Genomic DNA, 16,988 nt, shown 5'->3' on the forward strand with positions numbered 1-16,988 from the left:
AGCCGGTGAAGCTGCAGATGAAGCGCGTGCCCTTGTATTTGCCCGCAACGATCTCGCCCGGTCCCGACCATTCGCCCTGGACCGATTCGAAGAACTTGCGGTCGCGGTCCGATCCCGACCAGGGGCAGGGCCAGGAGCAGGAAGCTCCCGAGATAGAGGGGTTCGCACATGGTGCCCCGCAGCCGCGGGATGTCCTGCAGCACGTTGCCCAGATACAGTCGATCCGACCCGGCGAAGATGGCCGGGTTCGAGGTGAAGACCCGTTCGACGGCGGCCGGCAACAGGCCCGGACGCAGGAAGTCCGCCACCTGCCACAGCCCGTACCCCGCCTGGCCGACCGCGCCCGCCAGCAGCGGCCGGACCAGGTCGGCCAGGGGACGACCGCCCGCCAGGAAGACCGCCGGCACGAGGACGAACAGGAGCATCAGGTCGAGCTGCACGACCTGCTTGGCGAAGCGTCCCCAGGCGACCGCCGCCGACTCGGCGCCGGGCGCGACCAGCAGTCCCGCCCCGGACAGCAGCAGCGTCGCCAGCAGGGGCCCCGCCGTGACCATCAGCGGCCGCCGCCGGGCGGCCAGCCAGGCGCCGATCTCCGGCGCGGCCAGGACCAGCGTCGCCCCGAGCAGCAGCCACGACGGCTGCAGCCCGGTGCCGGGATCGCGGCCGACGAGCAGGGTGCCGGTGCCCACGCCGACCCACGGGAGGGAGAACAGGGTGGCCTGGAAGGTCCGCCAGGCGGCTCGCCGGCGCACCGATTCCGCCGGCGGGATCACCGGGACCTCGCGACCTGGCGGGCGCGGCGCATGAGCACCACGATCAGCAGCAGCAGTCCGGCCAGGAAGAGGATCTGGGCCTTGTTGCGCCGGGCTTCCGCATCGGGGCGCCGGTAGCGGATGCGGTCGCCCCGGATCTCCAGCGTGCCCCGCGCGACATGGAGCTCGAACACGCCGTCCGAGATGACGAGGGGTTCGGACACCTGGAAGGCGCCGTCGCGCAGCACGAGTTGGCCGCTGCTGCCCACGCCGGCGAGGGCCGGCCGGCAGGCCAGGCCCACGTCGCTCTCGCCGTAGGGTTCGAGGACGAGGGAGTCGGGCAGGGTCAGCGTGCCTTCGGGCCAGACCAGGCTGCGGCGTCCCGGTCCGGGGCCGGGTTCGGTGCGGAAGGCGTAGGTCTCGGTGGTGTCGCGCACGCCGCCGATGACGAGGTAGCCCGGGCGGCCGAGGGTCGTGCGTTCGGCGCGGACATCCGCTCCCGCGACCGCCCCCAGGACGAGCCCGATTCCCAGCAGCAGGCTCCAGTTGCGGATGCGCGGCAGGGCTGGCATGGAACCTCCGGAGGGGGGCGGCAGGGGCGGCGACGCCGGAACTCTAAGCGCCCCCCCGACTCCGGGTCCACCTCAAAAATCCCCGAGCAGGCGCTCCAGGACCGCCTCCAGGCGCCGTCCGGCCGCCGCCCAGCCCTCGCCCGGCCCGGGCAGACCGTCGGTCACCGTCACGGGCATGTCGGGACCGGCCACCCCTGCGAAGCGTCCGGGCAGCACCGGCCCGCGGGGGACGGCGGCCCGGTCGCCCCCACCCGGCATCCGCCAGGATCCCGGGAAGACCAGCACCTCCAGGCGACGGGGGCGCACGACACCCAGCAGGCGGCCCAGGCGGCAGGCGCCGGACCAGCTGTCCAGGCTCCCGGCGTCGGCGCACACCACGAGCCCGTCCGCCCCGGGTCGGCCGGACGGTCGCTCCCAGGCGCCCGGCGCCGACCCGACCCGTCCGCACCACGCCTCCAGCGCACCGAGGGCGGCATCGTCGGGGGCGCCGAGGTGATCCCAACGCAGATCCGGACCACCGGAGGCCAACGGCGACCGGGGCCTGCCGGGTGCGGCGGCGCGGGGATAGTGCCCGTCGGCGGCCTCGGTCGGCGGCCGGCCCAGATGGGCCCGGGCGGTCCAGGTCAGCCGGGGGTCCTCGTGCAGATCGACCGCCCCGGCCCGGCCCGACTCGCGCGCGGCGGCCACGAGGGCGGCGCAGGCGCAGGCCGAAGCCCGTCCGGCGTCCAGACCGGCCACGGCGAAGCGCCGCGGTCCGGCGCCGTGCCCGTCGTCGTCGAGGAAGAGGTGGGCGATGGCCGAGATGTGATGCGGCGCGCCGCCACGCCGGCGACTGCCGGCACGGTTCTTGTCCGCAGGCGGCTGGGCCATGTTCGATCTCCGGGCTGCGGGAGGTGGTCCGCCCTCGCTCAGCGGACCACCACCCGGCTGTTGGCGCCGCCGAACTCGTTGGCGACGGTCTCGGTGTTGTGCGGATCCGGCAGCCACGCCCCGTCCACGATGAAACGGTACTCGTGGGCCCCGCTGGCCAGGGCCAGGTGGCATTCCCAGCTGCCGTCGTCGCGCCGCGTCAGGGGCAATCCCTTGGCCGACCAGTCGCAGAACGAGCCGGTGATGCGCACCGACTTGGCCCGCGGGAAATCGGCCTCGAAGCGCACGCCGGCCCGGGTCACCTCGGGGCCGTGCAGCAGTTCGGACCAGTGGTCGACGGCCTCGACCCGGACGCCGTTCTCCTGGGCCACCAGTTCCCGGGCCAGGCTGCGGAAATCGACGGCCCCACGCGATTCGGGATCATAGCGGATCACCGGCACCCCCGCCCCCGCCGCCTCCTTGAAGCGGACCGTGTGGTGGATGATCGTGTCGAGCAGCTCGTGCTCGTACATCTCGTCGAGCTCCTCCATGATCTTGCGCACGAAGAGCGGACGGGTGTCGAAGTCGGACATGAGGATGTGCGGGACCAGGTCGTGCCCCTTGCGCTCGCGCAGCATGGCCAGGGTGTCGCGCATCTTGCGCACGGCCTGCAGGCTGTAGTAGCTCGGGTCGACGGGGATCAGCACCTCACCCGCCGCCAGCAGGGCGTTGAAGGTGAGCAGGCCGACGCTCGGCGGGCAGTCGATCAGCACGTAGTCGTAGGGCATGGCGCTGCGGTGCAGGTTCCGCCGCAGCCGCAACTCCTTCTCCTTCTCGCGGGCCAGGGTCATCTCGACCCCGCTCAGTTCGATGCCCGTCGGCACCAGATGGAAGCCCGCGTCGATCTCCAGGAAGGCGTCATCCACGAGGATGTCGCTCGTCAGGTACAGGTCGTAGGTGCTGAGGGAGAAGTCGCGTTCGCGAAAACCGAACGCCAGGGTCGAGTGGCCCTGCGGATCATTGTCGATCAGCAGGACACGCTTGCCGAGCTGGGCCAGGGCGGCCGCAAGATTCGTGCTGGTGGTGGTCTTCCCGCATCCACCCTTCTGGTTGGCCAGGGCGACGACTCTCATACCGAATCCTTTCGACGAATCGGAGAGCACATCCCGTCTGGTGATCCGGCCAGGACCGGACCGCCGGTCGCGCACCATCTCTATGTCACAGGAACGCCCCGGAACCTCCTGTTCCCCACGCGTCCCAAGCCGAGAATACAGACCGATCCCACCCTGTCAATGCGAATTTTGAGGAAACCTTTAAACCGGATACCGCAAAAATCATCGCAGGGAGGTCACCAGGAAGTGGAAGACGGCGCCGCAGACGAGCCCGCCCCCCACCTCGCCCCAGGTGTGCCCCATGAGTTCCCGCAGTCGCCGCCGGTCGACCTTCTGGCCGTGCAGGGCGCGGTCCATGAGCTCATTCAGCACGCGGGCCTGGTGCCCGATCTCCTGGCGCAGCCCGGTCGCCTCGAACATGACGAACAGGGCGAAGACGAGGACCAGGCTGAACAGGGTCGATCCGTAGCCCTCGCGCCGGCCCACCTCCAGGGCCAGGGTGGTCACGGTGGCCGTGTGGGAGCTGGGCATGCCGCCGTTGGTGAAGACCAGATGGGGCCGCCACCGCCGGCGGAGCAGCAGTTCGAGCAGCACCTTGAGGACCTGGGCGACCAGGCCGCTGAGCAGGGCGAGGATTCCGGGATGCTGGAACATGGTGGCCTCGGCGCGGGGTTCCGGTGCGGGGCGGACGGCCAGCAGATTACCAGAATTCGCGGCCGAGGCAATGCGCAACTTGTGCAATCGACCGTCATCGACCATTTTATGGGACTGTTTGCCGTCGTCCCGTGTCACTTCCCGAAGGAAGAATCCGATGTTCAAGTTTTTGCGTTCCCAGGCCAAGGTCTTCTACTGGGTCATCGCCGGCACGTTCGTCCTGTTCCTGTTCCTCGGGGGCATGACCGGACGCGGCTGCCAGGCCCCCGGCACGGCCAACGTCGATCCCGGCGTGATCGGCTCGGTCAACGGCACGAAGATCACCGGCCAGCAGTACGACCTGGCCGTCCGCCAGCAGCTGGCCATGCTGCGCCAGCAGGCCGGCAACCAGGAGCTCAACGCCAACCAGTACGCCACCGCCAGCGAGCGCGCCTGGGACTACCTCGTCCGCAACGCGATCGTCGAGCAGGCCATCGCCAAGCGCAACATCAAGGTCAGCGACGACGAGGTGCTCGACGTCTTCCAGCACAACCCGCCGCAGGAGCTGCTCGCCCAGTTCCGTCGCGAGGACGGCACGCTGGACATGGCAGCCTACTACGCCGCCCTGCAGAATCCGGAGAACGACTGGAGCGCGGCCGAGGACTACATCCGTTCGCTGCTGCCGCGCCAGAAGCTGAACGACGAGATCGCCGCCGGCGCCTTCGTCTCCGACCAGGACGTCCGCGAGGAGTACATCCGGCAGACGGGCCGGGCGGTGGCCGAGTACATGGGCGTGCTCTACGCCGACGTGGCCGACGAATCCACGCCGTCCGACGCCGAGATCGCCGCCTGGTACGACGCGCACCGCGACGACTACGCCGGCCCGGCCCAGGCCACGGCGCGGGTCGTGCGCTTCGCCAAGACCCCCAGCGAGGCCGATGACGCCGACGTGCTCGCCCTCCTGAACGAGGTGCGGGACGACATCGTCGCCGGCCGCAAGTCGTTCGCCGAAGCGGCGGCCGAGTTCAGCGACGACACCGGCAGCGCCTCCCGCGGCGGCGATCTGGGCACCTTCGATCGCAACCGCATGGTCCCGGCCTTCACCGAGGCGGCGTTCAGCCTGCCGGTGGGCGAGGTCAGCGCACCGGTGAAGACCAAATTCGGCTACCACGTCATCGAGGTCACCGACCAGTCCCGCGACAAGGACACCAACGAGGTCTTCGAGGTCACCGCCCGCCACATCCTGATGAAGGTGGCGCCGGGCCCGGACACCCTCGACCTGATCAACGAGTCGGCAACGAACTTCCGCCAGCGCGTGACGGGCGCCACCTTCGTCCAGACCGCCGAAGCCGAGGCCCTCGACCTGCTCGATCCGGGCGTGGTGCCCGCGGGCCGCGACATCCCCTCGCTGCCGCTCTCGCTGCAGGGCAGCAACTGGCTCTTCGGCGCCAAGACGGGTGAGGTCAGCCCCATCTTCGAGAACCGCGACTGCTTCTACGTCGTCCTCTGTGAGGGCCACACCCCGGCCGGCACCCGTCCCCTCGACGAGGTGAAGGGCCAGGTCACCCTCGCGGTGCGGCGCGACCACAACCTGCAGACGGCCCGCACGAAGCTCGCTCCGGCCGTCGGCGAGGTGCAGATGGGCCGCACCATGGCCGAGGTGGCCGCCGCCCACGGCCTCGCCCACGCGGTCACCGACACCTTCACCGCCAACGGCAATGTCGAGGGCGTGGGCTACGGCACCGAGTTCAACATGGATGTCATCAAGGGCACGGTCGGCGAGATCATTCCCGAGATCGAAACCCTGCGCGGCGTCTTCGCCGCCACGCCCCTGTGGGTCAAGCCGGTCGACCAGGCCGAGTTCGACGCGCGGGCGGCGGGCCTGCGCAGCGTGCTGCTCCAGCGCGCCCAGGGCGAGGTGATCAACGCCTGGTTCGACGAGCAGATCGCCGCGTCCGACATCGTCGACCACCGGCACCAGCTGCGGCAGGGCATCTAGTCCGGGCACCCCGCAACGCGAAGGAACCGGAAGCCGCGGGGCTTCCGGTTCCTTTTTTTCCGCGGCGAACCCGGCGACGTCAATCGTCCCCGAAGGGGTTCTTCGGCTTCCGCCGCCGGAAGTCGTCGAGCTCGTCCCCCATGCGGTCCAGCCGGCGCCGCTTCTCGTTGGCGTGCTCGCCCGAGTCGAAGAGGTTGGCCATGCGTTCGGCCTCGGCCTGCTTGCGCCGGTCGAAATCGGCCAGGTCCGCGCTGAGCGCCGGACCGCCCGTCGTCGGCAGTTCCTCGACGGTCAGGTGGTCCTTGATCTCGGCGTGGGTCTCGAAGGCGCTGTCGACCAGCGCCACCGCCCCCAGCCCCGCCAGATGGGACAACTGCAGGCGCACCTCGGTCTCCGACAGTTCGAGCAGGTCGGCGATCTCCGCCGGCGTCGGCGACCGTTCGAGGCGATGGGCGCACACCCGGATGCCGGCCAGCAGCAGGTGCGCTTCGTCACGCGTCATCTTCATGGGCGGATCGTCCTTCCCGGCCGGCGGCCAGCCGGCGCTCGAGTCGGGCCAGGCGGTGGGTGTCGCCGCACCGCTCGGCATGGCGCCGGGCCCGCGGCAGGTCCCCGAGCCGGTGCTCGTAGAGGATGGCCGCCTCGCGGTGCAGTTCCCGGTCGCCGGGCTCGCAGTCTAGGCCATCGGTGATGATCTGTTCAACCACGTCCCAGCGTCGGCGGCGCTTCAGGTTGCGGATCGCGTCCCGGCGGAACCGGCGGCGGGCGACCGGATCTTCCAGTCCGCCCCAGCCGGCCGCCCACGCCACCCCGAAACAGTCCGCGGCCCCCCGGGTTTCCCGGCGCCGCTCCCGCACCCGACCGAGGGCCCACGCTCCGGGCCGGTCGGTCCACGCGGCCGGCGGTTCGGCGCGTTCATCGCCCAGCCAGACGCCGATCTCCCCCACCGCGGCCAGGATCCGGCCCATCCCCAGCATGTCCCGCCGGTTGTGGGTGAGCACGTTGCCCAGCAGGCCCGGCTCCCCGGTCTGCAGGAAATCGAACCAGGCCTGGGGAATCCGCGCACCGTCGATGTCGCCCCCCCGCCGGGCGGCGCCCGTCAGCCAGGTCTCGAGGGACTGCTGCCGGCAATCGGCGAGCCGCCGTCCCCACAGGCGCCGCGCGGGCACCAGCAGGTCCCAGTCGGCCAGGTGGGCCAGCGGATCCGGAACCCGGTTCAGCAGACAGCGGGTGCGCAGCAGCGGCAGGTCGAAACTCGCCCCGTTGTAGGTGACCACGGCCCGGAACTCCCGGCAACGCTCGGCCACCGCCGCGAGCAGCGCCGCCTCGTGTCCCGGACCCGGCAGGAAGTACTGGCGGGTACGCAACTCGCTCCCCTCCCACCAGCTCAGTCCGACCAGGAACACGAGCGTGCCCGTGCCGCCCATCAGTCCGGTCGTTTCGGTGTCGAGCAGCAGGATCTCCCCGACGCGGGGGCCCAGCCGGGCATGGCGGGTGAAGAGGCCGCGCAGTCCCGGCAGCGGGTCCGGCGGCGGTGGCAGCGGGTCGCGGGAGTCGCGGTGCCAGACGGGCCCCGCTGCGGTCTCCTCGCGGCTGAGGCCCAGTTCCGCCGGCACGTCTGCGCCGGTCGCATCCGGCGCGGCCGGCTGCGGTCGCGGCGCCGGGTCGCCGGCTTCGCCCGGCCGGCGGGTCAGCCGGTCCAGGCGCGCGAGGCGGCTGCGCAGGTCCATGTCAGGCTCCGGCGGCGGCCTGCCCGAGCCGGTCGAGCAGCCAGCGCGCCCCCGCCTGGGCCGTGTCGCCCGAATCGGTGGCCGCACCCGTGCAGGAAGGGCAGCCCTGACCGCACGGGCAGCGGCCGAGATGGGCTCGGGCCGCGCCGCAGATCTCGTCGAACTGCTCGTAGATCCGGCGCGCGAAGCCGACGCCGCCCGGGAAGGAATCGTACAGGTACAGGGTCGGCAGGCCGGTGAACGGCGAGCGCACCATGGCCGTGGCGTGCAGGTCCGAAGGGTCGGCCATGATGAAGACCGGCGCCACCCGCCCCATCAGGTGCGCCAGCCCCTTGAGCGCGTCGCCGAGGTCGTGCCCCGCGGCGGCCATCTCCCCCACCAGCGTCGCGGGCATCTCCCACCAGAAACTCGTGGTGTGCATCTCCATCTCGGGCAGGTGAACCCGGCCCGCGCCGACGTTCTCGTGGGTGCCGAGCTTGATCTTCTTGAAGACGGTGACCTTCGAGATGAGGCCCACCTCGCCCACGGCCAGCGCCCCCACGCCCCACGGTTTCTGCTCGTCCGAAGTGAGGGTCTTCAGCTCGCTCTTCCGCTGCGCGTCGGTGTAGTAGTCGACCGTCACCGGCGCCACATGGGCCTCGCGCCGCTCCCAGTCCAGCCGGTCCACGTGGTACTGCTGCGCCCCGTGCAGGTACACCGCATCGTCGTGCAGCATCTCCTGGGCGCTGAAGAGGTCCATCTCGCCGATGATGCGCCCGCCCGGCACCGAGCGATCGATGATCACCACGTTGTCCGGCGCCGCGCTGCGCAGGCTCACGTCCTCGGCCGGGTAGGTGTCGGCCATCCAGTGGTAGCGGTCGCCGCTGCGGTGCAGCACCTTCATGTCGGCCAGGTAGTCGAGGATCTCCGTCACGCGCGTGTCGCCGTACCGCTCGTCGGCCAGGAAGGGCAGCTCGAAGGCGGCGCATTTCAGGTGGCTCATCTGGATCACGAGGTTGTCCGGATCGAGGGTCGCGTGCTCGGGGCTGCGCCCGAAGAAGTAGTCCGGGTTGTTGATGATGTACTGGTCGGCCGGACTGCTCGACGCCACGAGCACCACGGCGCTCAGGTTCTGGCGCCGCCCGGCGCGCCCCGCCTGCTGCCAGGTGCTGGCGACGGTGCCGGCGTAGCCCGCCATCACGCACACGTCGAGGCGCCCGATGTCGATGCCCAGCTCCAGCGCGTTGGTCGAGACCACGGTCGTGACCGTGCCGTCGCGCAGGCCCCGCTCGATGGCCCGCCGCTCCTGGGGCAGGTAGCCGCCCCGGTAGCCGCGCACCTCGCCCGACTTGATGCCCACCTTGCGGCCGGCCTTCTCCAGGTAGGTCAACAGCAGCTCGACCCGCATGCGGCTGCGGGCGAAGACGATCAGCTGGGCGTTGGCCCCCATGAAGCGCTCGGCGATGCGCCGCGTGGTCTTGATCACCGACTGCCGGATGCCCAGCTCCGCGTTCACCACCGGCGGGTTGTAGAAGATGAAGTGCTTCTCCCCGCGCGGCGCCCCGTTCTCCGTGATCTCCGCCACCTCGCGGCCGGTGACCTGGGCCGCGAGTTCGGCCGGATTGGCGATGGTCGCCGAGCAGCAGATGAAGACCGGGTCGGAGCCGTAGAAGTTCGCCACCCGGCGCAGCCGCCGGATCACGTTGGCCACGTGGCTGCCGAACACCCCGCGGTACTGGTGCACCTCGTCCACCACCACGTACTTCAGGTTCTCGAAGAGCTTCACCCACAGGGTGTGGTGCGGCAGGATCCCCTGGTGCAGCATGTCCGGATTGGTGACCACGATGTGGCCGCTGCTGCGGATCGCGCGGCGCGCCGTTTCCGGCGTGTCCCCGTCGAAGGTGAAGGTCTTGATGTCGACGCCGAGGGCCGACACCATGTCGTGCACCTCGTGCATCTGGTCCTGGGCGAGGGCCTTGGTCGGGAAGAGGTAGAGGGCCCGGGCCTGCGGCTCGCGCAGGATCGTGTCGAGCACCGGCAGGTTGTAGCAGAGGGTCTTGCCGCTGGCGGTGGGCGTCGGCACCACGAACGAGCGGCCCGCACGCGCCAGTTCGAAGCTCTCGGCCTGGTGGCAGTAGAGGCGCTCGACGCCGCGGCCGCGCAGGACCGCGATCAGGCGCGAGTCGAGGGCGCCGGGAAAGTCGGCGTAGCGGGCGGGCGCAGGCGGCAGCGTCTCCCAGCGGGTGACATGGCGTCGGAAGCGGTCATCGACCTTGAGCTGGTCCAGGAGTTGCGCCAGGTTCAACGATTCAGGCCTCTTCCTTCTTGCCGCCCGGCTCGTCGCCCGACGGCTCTTCCTTCCGCAGCTCGCGGCCCGCGTCGTCCAGCTCGCGCTTCACCTCGCGGGTCGCCTCGCTCGTGGCGGACTTGAACTTCTTGAGCGACTTGCCCAGGGCCTCGGCCACCTCCGGCAGCCGGCGCGGTCCGAACAGGATCAGCACCAGCACCAGGATCAGCACCATTTCCGGCCAACCGAGGCCGGCGATGAAGGCGGGGAAGTACAGCATTGTGTCGACCTCTCGTCTGTTGTGCCCCTGCGGGCGGGGCGCCGACCGCGACTAGCGGTACCAGCGCAGCATCTGCGACGCCACGAACACCCCGATGACGCTCATCAGGTTGAAGTGGATCTGGAACCCGAAGGTCAGATCGATGATCACCAGGTTCCAATGGGTCACTTCGGGCCCGAAGGAGATGTACCGGACGAAGAGCTGTTCGGCGACACTGCCCTCGCTCAGGAAGAGGCCGATGACCTCGCTGATGATGGCCCCGATCAGCACGCCCAGCGTGAGCGTCAGGACCACGGTGCCCAGTGATTTTCGCATCTTCGGTACTTCCGTTCCCTCGCCGGCGGCCGCCGGCCGCTCCGTGCGGCTTCCGCGGCCGCGGTCCGGGGCCCCGGCGCGCCGCGGGCCCGTGAAATCCGTTGCCGGCTAGGATAATACCCGGCGCTCCCGAACGGAACCACAGATTCGCGTTCAGGGCCCGTCCGACCCGGCCAACGCCCGCTTCACCGCTTCCACGTCGGCCCCGAGCACCAGGACCACGTCGGCGGTCGTGCGCCCGTCGTGCTCCTGCAGGACCGGCAGGCCCCCGAGGCGGTCGGCCAGGGCCGCGACCCGCTCCCGGCTCAGGGTCCGATTGACCAGGAAGGAGCGCTGGTGCCGTCCGTGGGGCGCGTTGCCCACCTGCTCCACCACGCAACCGGCCGGACCGAGCAGCAGGCCGAACTCCCGGGCCAGCCCCGCCGCGGGCGTCCCGTTGAGCACCTCCACATGGATCGCCTCGTCGGCGACCGTCAAGTCCGGGCGGGCCGGCTCCGATTCCGCCGCGTCGACCCGGCCTGGCGCCGGCGCCACCGGCGCCACGTCCCGCCGCAGCCCCCGCCCGAAGACGACGCTCAGGGCCGCCACCACGACGGCGAGCAGGAGCCAGGCGTTCAGGCCGCCCTTCACGCCCGCTCGGCGACGAGCCGCGCCACGACGGGCTTCAGCTTCGCGTAGGCCTGCGGCAGGGTCTGGGGCATGACCCGCGTCTCGCCGATGGTGCTCATGAAATTCGTGTCGCCCGTCCAGCGCGGCAGCATGTGCACGTGCAGATGCTCCGGGATGCCCGCTCCGGCGCTGCTGCCGCCGTTGTAGCCGCAGTTGATGCCGTCGGGCCGGAAGGTCTCGGTCAGGGCGGCCTCCATGACGCTCATCAGGCGCCCCATCTCCTCCAGCTCCTCGGTGGTGCAGCCCCCCAGCATGGGCTGGTGCCGGTTCAGCACCAGCAGCATGTGCCCGCTGTTGTACGGGTACAGGTTCAGCAGCAGGTACCAGTGCCGGCCCCGGTGCAGGACGAAGTGCTCGTCCTCGTCGCCCGCGACGCGGTTGCAGAACACGCAGCCCGCTTCCTTCTTCTCGCCGCTCACGTAGGCAAACCTCCAGGGCGTGCAGAGCCGTTCCATGTCAGTTCCCGCGCCGCGCCAGGATGTCGGCGGCGGCCGCCAGCTCGTCGACCGTGTTGATGCCCACCACCTCGTCCGGATCTTCGGTCGCCACGGCCGCCACTTCCTCGCCGTTGCCCACGAGGAAAGCCACCGTGTCGGTGAGGTAGTATTCGCCCTGTTTGTTGTTCGTCGTGAGGCTGCCGAGGGCCTCGACCAGACGGTCGGTGCGGAAGCAGAAAACGCCCGTGTTGTATTCGCCGATGGCCAGTTCCTCCGGCGAGGCGTCCTTGGCCTCGACGATCCGCTGCACCCGCCCCGTGCCGTCCTTGACGATGCGGCCGTAGGCGCCCGCGTCCGGCACGACGCAGGTCAGCACGGCCGCCGCGGCACCCGAGGCCACGGTGCCTTCGCACAGGCGGCGCAGGGTCTCCCTGCGCAGCAGGGGCACGTCGCCCGCGAGCACCACCGTCCAGCCGCCGGCGCGCACCTGGGGCATGGCCACCTGGACCGCATGACCGGTGCCGAGCTGGGGCTGCTGCAGGGCGAAGTCCAGACCCGGCCGCCCACAGGTCGCGCGCACGAGATCGGCCTCGTGCCCCACCACCACCACCGTGTGGTCGATCCCCACGGCCGCGACCGTATCGAGCACGTGGTCCAGAAGCGGCCGCCCGGCGATCGCGTGGAGCACCTTGGGCAGGTCGGACTTCATGCGGGTGCCCTTGCCCGCGGCCAGCACCACCGCGTCGATACGGGCGTTCTGCGAATCGTTCATCTCATCCTCCCGGCCGCGCCCCGGCAGGGTCGGCGGCCCCGAGCAGGACCCCCGGACGCATGGTGCCGTCCCGCAGGTCCCAGACTTCGTTGTCGATCAGGCGGGCCGGACCGACCCGGGCCGCCACCGCGAGGAGCAGGGTCGCCGCCGGCAGGATCGCCGGGGCTTCCAGTTCGGGCACGCAGCGCACCTCCGCGTACTCGACACGATCGGCCGCCGCGAGAACGTCCGCCATGGCGCCCTCGATGCGCGCCCGCTCCCGCTCGCCGGCGGCGAGCAACGCGCGCCCCGCGCCCAGGGCGCGCGACAGGCACAGCGCCCGCTCGCGCGCCGCGGCATCGAGGTAGCGGTTGCGCGAGGAGAGGGCCAGACCGTCGGGTTCGCGCACCGTCGGCCCGTCGATCAGGCGCACCGGCAGGTGCAGGTCCTCGACCATCTGCCGGATGACCAGGCACTGCTGGGCATCCTTGCGTCCGAACACGGCGACGTCCGGCCGCACGAGTCCGAAGAGCTTGGCCACCACCGTCAGCACGCCGCCGAAATGCCCCGGGCGGTCGCCGCCGCACAGGCCCGCCGCCCGGCTGCCCGGCACGATGGTCACCTCGCCCGGCCGTCCGTACATGGTCTCCACGTCCGGCGCGAACACCGCCGCCACCGCGAGCGGCGCGAGCAGGTCGAGGTCGGCGGCGAGATCGCGCGGGTACGCCGCGAAGTCCTCGCCCGGACCGAACTGGGTCGGATTGACGAAGATGCTGACCACGACCGGCCCCAGCCCGGACGCCAGGCGCACGAGGCTCAGGTGCCCCTCGTGCAGCGCCCCCATGGTCGGCACCAGCACCAGCGGCCGCCCGCCCCGCAGGGCGTCCAGCCGCGCCAGGTCGCCTCGGGTCCGCAGGACGTCCATCAGTCCCGTCCGCCTTCCATGTCGCCGAGATAGCCCGTCTGGCCGGAGACGTTCTCGGGTCCGCCGTCGCGCCGCTCCGGCGGTCCGGCGTCGTAGGCATGCCCGGCGTCGGGGAAGCTGCCCTGCCGCACCTCGTCCACGTAGCACGCCACGGCCTCCCGGGCCAGCGCGCCCAGTTCGGCGTAGCGCTTGACGAACTTCGGCGTCAGACCGTCGAAGAGCCCGAGCATGTCATGGAAGACGAGCACCTGCCCGTCGCATCCGGCGCCCGCCCCGATGCCGATGGTCGGCACCGGCGAGGCGGCGCTGATCTCCGCGGCGAGGTCGGCGGGCACGCATTCCAGGACGATGGCGAAACAGCCCCAGGCCGCCAACCGCTGCGCATCCTCCCGCAGGCGGGCGGCCGAATCGGCGTCCCGCCCCTGAACCTTGTAGCCGCCGAGCCGGTGCACCGACTGGGGTGTCAGGCCGAGGTGTCCCATGACCGGGATCTCGGCCGCCACCAGGGCCCGGATCGCCTCTTCGCGTCCGGTGCAGCCCTCCACCTTCACGGCGTGGGCGCCGGCTTCCTTCACCAGGCGCAGGGCGTGGCGCACGGTGTCCTGCGGCGAGACGTGGAAGCTGCCGAAAGGCATGTCGGCGATCACGGGCACCCGCGGACGCGCCCGCGTCACCGCCGCGCAATGGTGGACGATGTCGTCCACGGTCACGGGCAGGGTGTTCTCGTATCCCAGCACCACGTTGCCCAGGGAGTCCCCCACCAGGATCGCGTCGACCCCGCCGGCGCTCGCGATCAGCGCGCTCGTCAGGTCGTAGGCGGTCAGCACCGCGAGCGGCCGCCCTTCCCGCTTGCGTCGGGCGAACACGCTCAGGTTCAGGGCCTTGCCCTTGCGTTCCATGGGCACCTCCGGGCGATCAGGATCCGGTGTTGGGCGCGAAGTACCGCGTGCCGGTGAACTTCTCCTGGATGTGCTCGAAGAGCAGATCGAAATCCGCCGGCACGTTGACGAAGTCCAGGTCGTCGGTGTTCACCACCAGCAGCGGCGCGTCCTTGTAGTGATGGAAAAAATAACTGTAGGCGCCGTTGAGCGCATTGAGGTAGGCGTCCTCCATGTCCTGCTCGAAGGCCCGGCCCCGCCACTGGATGCGCTGCTGCAGCACCTCGGTGCGGGCCTGCAGGTAGATCACGAGGTCGGGTTTGAGCACCCGCTGCTCGAGGATCCCCGCCAGCTGGTTGTACAGGGCCAGTTCGTCGTCGCTCAGGTTCAGGTTGGCGAAGATGCGGTCCTTGGCGAACAGGTAGTCCGAGATCAGCGTCGAGCTGAACAGGTCGTGCTGGAAGAGGCTCTGCTGCTGACGGAACCGGCTCAGCAGGAAGAAGATCTGGGTCTGGAAGGCGTAGGCCGAACGGTCCTGGTAGAAGTTCGAGAGGAACGGGTTCTCCTCGACGACCTCCAGGTTCAAGCGGCCGTTGGTCCGCGTCGAGAGCAGCTTCGTCAGGCTCGTCTTGCCGACCCCGATGACGCCTTCAACGACAATGTACCGCCAGGGCAGCACGCCAATCCTCCTTGTTCCGTTCCACGGTTCCGTTCCGTCGCCAGGGCCCCTGCGGCCCCGACGGCAACAGCCCCTCGTCGGCCAGGGGCCGCACCCAGGGGCCGGATTTACGCCGGATTTTCGCACACGCCGCGGCGATTGTCTCCCCCGAATCGGGCAGGATCCGCCCGGCGGCGATCTCGGCGAGAGGCTCCAGCACGAAGGCCCGGTCGCGCAGGCCCGGATGGGGCACCTGCAACCCCTCGTCGACCAGGACCCGGTCGCCGTAGAGCAGGATGTCCAGGTCGATCGGGCGTGGCCGCATGTGGCCCGCCGGCGGCCGCCCCTCGCGTTCCTCGTTGCCTTTCAGCACGGCCAGCAGCACGGCCGGCGCGAGTTCCGTGACGATCTCGAGGCAGGCGTTGTAGTACGGTTCCTGGACGCCCTCGCCCACGAACTCGGTTTCCCAGACCCCGCTGCCGGCCACGACCTCGATCTCGGGATGCGTCGCCAGGGCGAAGAGCGCCCGCCGCAGGTGCCGCAGGCGATCGCCCATGTTCGTGCCCAGCCCGAGGAGCACGCTCACTCCGCTCGGCCGCGGGGCGCTCACCGGGATCCTCCCCGTGCGGTCGCGAGCCAGCTCCGGTCGCGCTCGAGGATCACCGAGGCACGGCCGAGGAAATCGGGAATGGGCGGGTGCGGCTTGTGGACCCCGACCCGCACCTTCGCCACGTCCAGACCCGCGAGCAGGGCCCGGCAGATCTCGCCGGCCAGGGCCTCCAGGAGTTGGAACGAGGTGCGCGCCGCCGTCTCCCGCACGAGCCGGTGGGCGACGGTGTAGTCCAGCGCCTGCGCCAGGTCGTCGTGCAGGGCCGCCGCCGTGCAGTCGGCCCACAGGTCGACGTCGATCACGAAGCGCTGTCCCAGTTCGCGTTCGGCCGGATGCACGCCGTGGTGGGCGTAGACGTCGATGCCGTGCAGGCTGACCCGATCCATCTCAGCTCCACTCCCGCAGGCGCCGCGCCCCCTCGGCGATGCGTTCGTCCGACGCCGTCAGGCTGATGCGGAACCAGCCTTCGCCCCCGGTTCCGAACCCGTTGCCAGGCGTCACGACGAGTCCGATCTCGGCCAGCGCCCGCTTGCAGAACGCGACCGCCGGTTCGCCGCGGGGCACCCGGCTCCAGACGTAGAACGACGCGTTGGTGGGGAAGACCTCGAAGCCCGCCTCGGCCAGGGCCGCCACGATCACCTCGCGGCGACGCGCATAGGGAGCCAGGACATCGCCCAGCAGTTCCTCGAAGGCGTCGCCCAGGGCGTAGGCCGCCGTCTCCTGGACCGCGGTGAACACGCCGCTGTCCATGCTCTCCTTCACGCGGCCGAGCCGGCCGACCACGTCGGGATGGCCGGCCGCGAAGGCGATGCGCCAGCCGGTCATGTTGAACATCTTCGACAGGCTGTGCAGTTCGATGACCGGATCCCGCGCGGGGTCGGCCACCTTCAGCATGCTGAGGGGACGGCTCCCGTCGAGCGTCACCTCGAGGTAGGCGGCGTCGTTGATCAGGATCACGCCCCGCTCGCGGCACAGATCGATCAGCGGACGCCAGAACTCCGGTCCGGCCGTGGCCCCGGAAGGGTTGTGGGGGTAGTTCAGGAAGAGCAGCCGGGTGCGGTCGTCCATCAGCGACGCGATCTCGTCCGGGTCGGGCAGGAAGCCGCGTTCGGGCGCCAGCGAGAACGTGCGCGGTTCGCCGCCGGCCAGGAGCGTCGCCTGGCCGTACACCGGGTAGCCGAGATCGGGCACCAGGGTGTTGTCGCCTTCCTCGACGCAGGTCAGGGGCAGATGGCCCAGGCCCTCCTTCGAACCGATCAGCACCAGCACCTGCCGGTCGGCGGCGACCTGCACGCCGTGCCGACGCGCCAGCCAGGCCGCGATGGTCTCCCGCAGCTTCAGGTCACCCTTCTGGGCCGGGTAGCGGTGGTTCGGCGGGCGCCGCACCGCCTCGCACATGACGTCGAGCAGCGGTGCCGGCGTCGGCAGGTCCGGGTCGCCGATGCCGAGGTCGACCACGTCGACGCCGGCGGCCCGGGCCTCGGCCTTGGCCGCGTCGATGGCCGAAAAGAGATAGGGTGGCAGTTTTTCCAGTCGTCCCACGGGACGGCTC

At 70.8% G+C, this 16,988-nt stretch carries 20 protein-coding genes; 1 reads left to right on the forward strand and 19 read right to left on the reverse strand.

Going from position 1 to position 16,988, the window contains the following annotated elements; translation table 11 throughout:
• The 5 genes from KDM41_08140 to KDM41_08160 form a co-directional block, all read right to left on the reverse strand.
• Positions 1–752, reverse strand: a 752-nt coding sequence (locus KDM41_08140; protein MCB1183389.1) for a hypothetical protein, incomplete at its 3' end; no start/stop codon positions are given.
• 17 nt (positions 753–769) lie between these two features.
• A complete protein-coding gene (locus KDM41_08145; protein MCB1183390.1) occupies positions 770–1,324 on the reverse strand; it encodes a hypothetical protein in 555 nt (184 codons plus the stop codon).
• 72 nt (positions 1,325–1,396) lie between these two features.
• A complete protein-coding gene (locus KDM41_08150; protein ID MCB1183391.1) occupies positions 1,397–2,194 on the reverse strand; it encodes a hypothetical protein in 798 nt (265 codons plus the stop codon).
• A gap of 38 nt (positions 2,195–2,232) precedes the next feature.
• Positions 2,233–3,306 carry an AAA family ATPase gene (locus KDM41_08155; GenBank protein MCB1183392.1) on the reverse strand — a complete coding sequence of 358 codons (1,074 nt, stop codon included), beginning with the start codon at positions 3,304–3,306 and terminating at the stop codon, positions 2,233–2,235.
• 201 nt (positions 3,307–3,507) lie between these two features.
• Positions 3,508–3,939, reverse strand: coding sequence for a divergent PAP2 family protein (locus tag KDM41_08160; GenBank protein ID MCB1183393.1), 432 nt, complete (start codon positions 3,937–3,939; stop codon positions 3,508–3,510).
• Between the two features lie 157 nt (positions 3,940–4,096).
• On the opposite strand from KDM41_08160, the gene KDM41_08165 reads away from it, so the two are divergent.
• Entirely contained in the window at positions 4,097–5,917 is a 1,821-nt protein-coding gene (locus KDM41_08165) for a peptidylprolyl isomerase (protein ID MCB1183394.1), read from the forward strand.
• Between the two features lie 79 nt (positions 5,918–5,996).
• On the opposite strand, the gene KDM41_08170 is transcribed toward KDM41_08165, so the two are convergent.
• The 14 genes from KDM41_08170 to KDM41_08235 form a co-directional block, all read right to left on the reverse strand.
• Positions 5,997–6,425, reverse strand: a complete 429-nt coding sequence (locus KDM41_08170; protein ID MCB1183395.1) for a hypothetical protein — start codon at positions 6,423–6,425, stop codon at positions 5,997–5,999.
• A complete protein-coding gene (locus tag KDM41_08175) occupies positions 6,409–7,647 on the reverse strand; it encodes a ribonuclease H-like domain-containing protein (GenBank protein MCB1183396.1) in 1,239 nt (412 codons plus the stop codon). Before KDM41_08175 ends, KDM41_08170 begins: the two co-directional genes overlap by 17 nt.
• Before the next feature lies 1 nt (position 7,648).
• A complete protein-coding gene (locus KDM41_08180; protein MCB1183397.1) occupies positions 7,649–9,931 on the reverse strand; it encodes a DEAD/DEAH box helicase in 2,283 nt (760 codons plus the stop codon).
• A gap of 4 nt (positions 9,932–9,935) precedes the next feature.
• Positions 9,936–10,172 (reverse strand): twin-arginine translocase TatA/TatE family subunit, encoded by a 237-nt coding sequence (gene tatA / locus KDM41_08185; protein MCB1183398.1) that lies wholly within the window; start codon positions 10,170–10,172, stop codon positions 9,936–9,938.
• Positions 10,173–10,244: 72 nt separating this feature from the next.
• Positions 10,245–10,508, reverse strand: a complete 264-nt coding sequence (locus KDM41_08190; GenBank protein ID MCB1183399.1) for a DUF4321 domain-containing protein — start codon at positions 10,506–10,508, stop codon at positions 10,245–10,247.
• A gap of 153 nt (positions 10,509–10,661) precedes the next feature.
• Positions 10,662–11,138: a LytR C-terminal domain-containing protein gene (locus tag KDM41_08195; GenBank protein MCB1183400.1), complete on the reverse strand. Its 477-nt coding sequence runs from the start codon at positions 11,136–11,138 to the stop codon at positions 10,662–10,664.
• A complete protein-coding gene (locus KDM41_08200; protein MCB1183401.1) occupies positions 11,135–11,632 on the reverse strand; it encodes an HIT domain-containing protein in 498 nt (165 codons plus the stop codon). The genes KDM41_08195 and KDM41_08200 overlap by 4 nt, the downstream gene beginning before the upstream one ends.
• Position 11,633: 1 nt before the next feature.
• Positions 11,634–12,386 carry an NTP transferase domain-containing protein gene (locus KDM41_08205; protein ID MCB1183402.1) on the reverse strand — a complete coding sequence of 251 codons (753 nt, stop codon included), beginning with the start codon at positions 12,384–12,386 and terminating at the stop codon, positions 11,634–11,636.
• Between the two features lies 1 nt (position 12,387).
• Positions 12,388–13,290 (reverse strand): pantoate--beta-alanine ligase, encoded by a 903-nt coding sequence (locus KDM41_08210; GenBank protein MCB1183403.1) that lies wholly within the window; start codon positions 13,288–13,290, stop codon positions 12,388–12,390.
• On the reverse strand, positions 13,290–14,189 hold the full coding sequence (panB, locus tag KDM41_08215; protein ID MCB1183404.1) for a 3-methyl-2-oxobutanoate hydroxymethyltransferase: 900 nt from the start codon (positions 14,187–14,189) through the stop codon (positions 13,290–13,292). Before panB ends, KDM41_08210 begins: the two co-directional genes overlap by 1 nt.
• A gap of 16 nt (positions 14,190–14,205) precedes the next feature.
• Positions 14,206–14,844, reverse strand: a complete 639-nt coding sequence (locus KDM41_08220; protein MCB1183405.1) for a deoxynucleoside kinase — start codon at positions 14,842–14,844, stop codon at positions 14,206–14,208.
• On the reverse strand, positions 14,819–15,436 hold the full coding sequence (gene folK, locus KDM41_08225) for a 2-amino-4-hydroxy-6-hydroxymethyldihydropteridine diphosphokinase (protein ID MCB1183406.1): 618 nt from the start codon (positions 15,434–15,436) through the stop codon (positions 14,819–14,821). Before folK ends, KDM41_08220 begins: the two co-directional genes overlap by 26 nt.
• Positions 15,433–15,822 carry a dihydroneopterin aldolase gene (gene folB, locus KDM41_08230; protein MCB1183407.1) on the reverse strand — a complete coding sequence of 130 codons (390 nt, stop codon included), beginning with the start codon at positions 15,820–15,822 and terminating at the stop codon, positions 15,433–15,435. Before folB ends, folK begins: the two co-directional genes overlap by 4 nt.
• A gap of 1 nt (position 15,823) precedes the next feature.
• Complete coding sequence (locus KDM41_08235; protein ID MCB1183408.1) at positions 15,824–16,978, reverse strand: aminotransferase class I/II-fold pyridoxal phosphate-dependent enzyme; 1,155 nt, start codon at positions 16,976–16,978, stop codon at positions 15,824–15,826.
• Positions 16,979–16,988 lie beyond the last annotated feature (10 nt).

Source organism: bacterium (genome assembly GCA_020440705.1).
In the GTDB taxonomy this organism is placed as follows: Bacteria; Krumholzibacteriota; Krumholzibacteriia; order LZORAL124-64-63; family LZORAL124-64-63; genus JAGRNP01.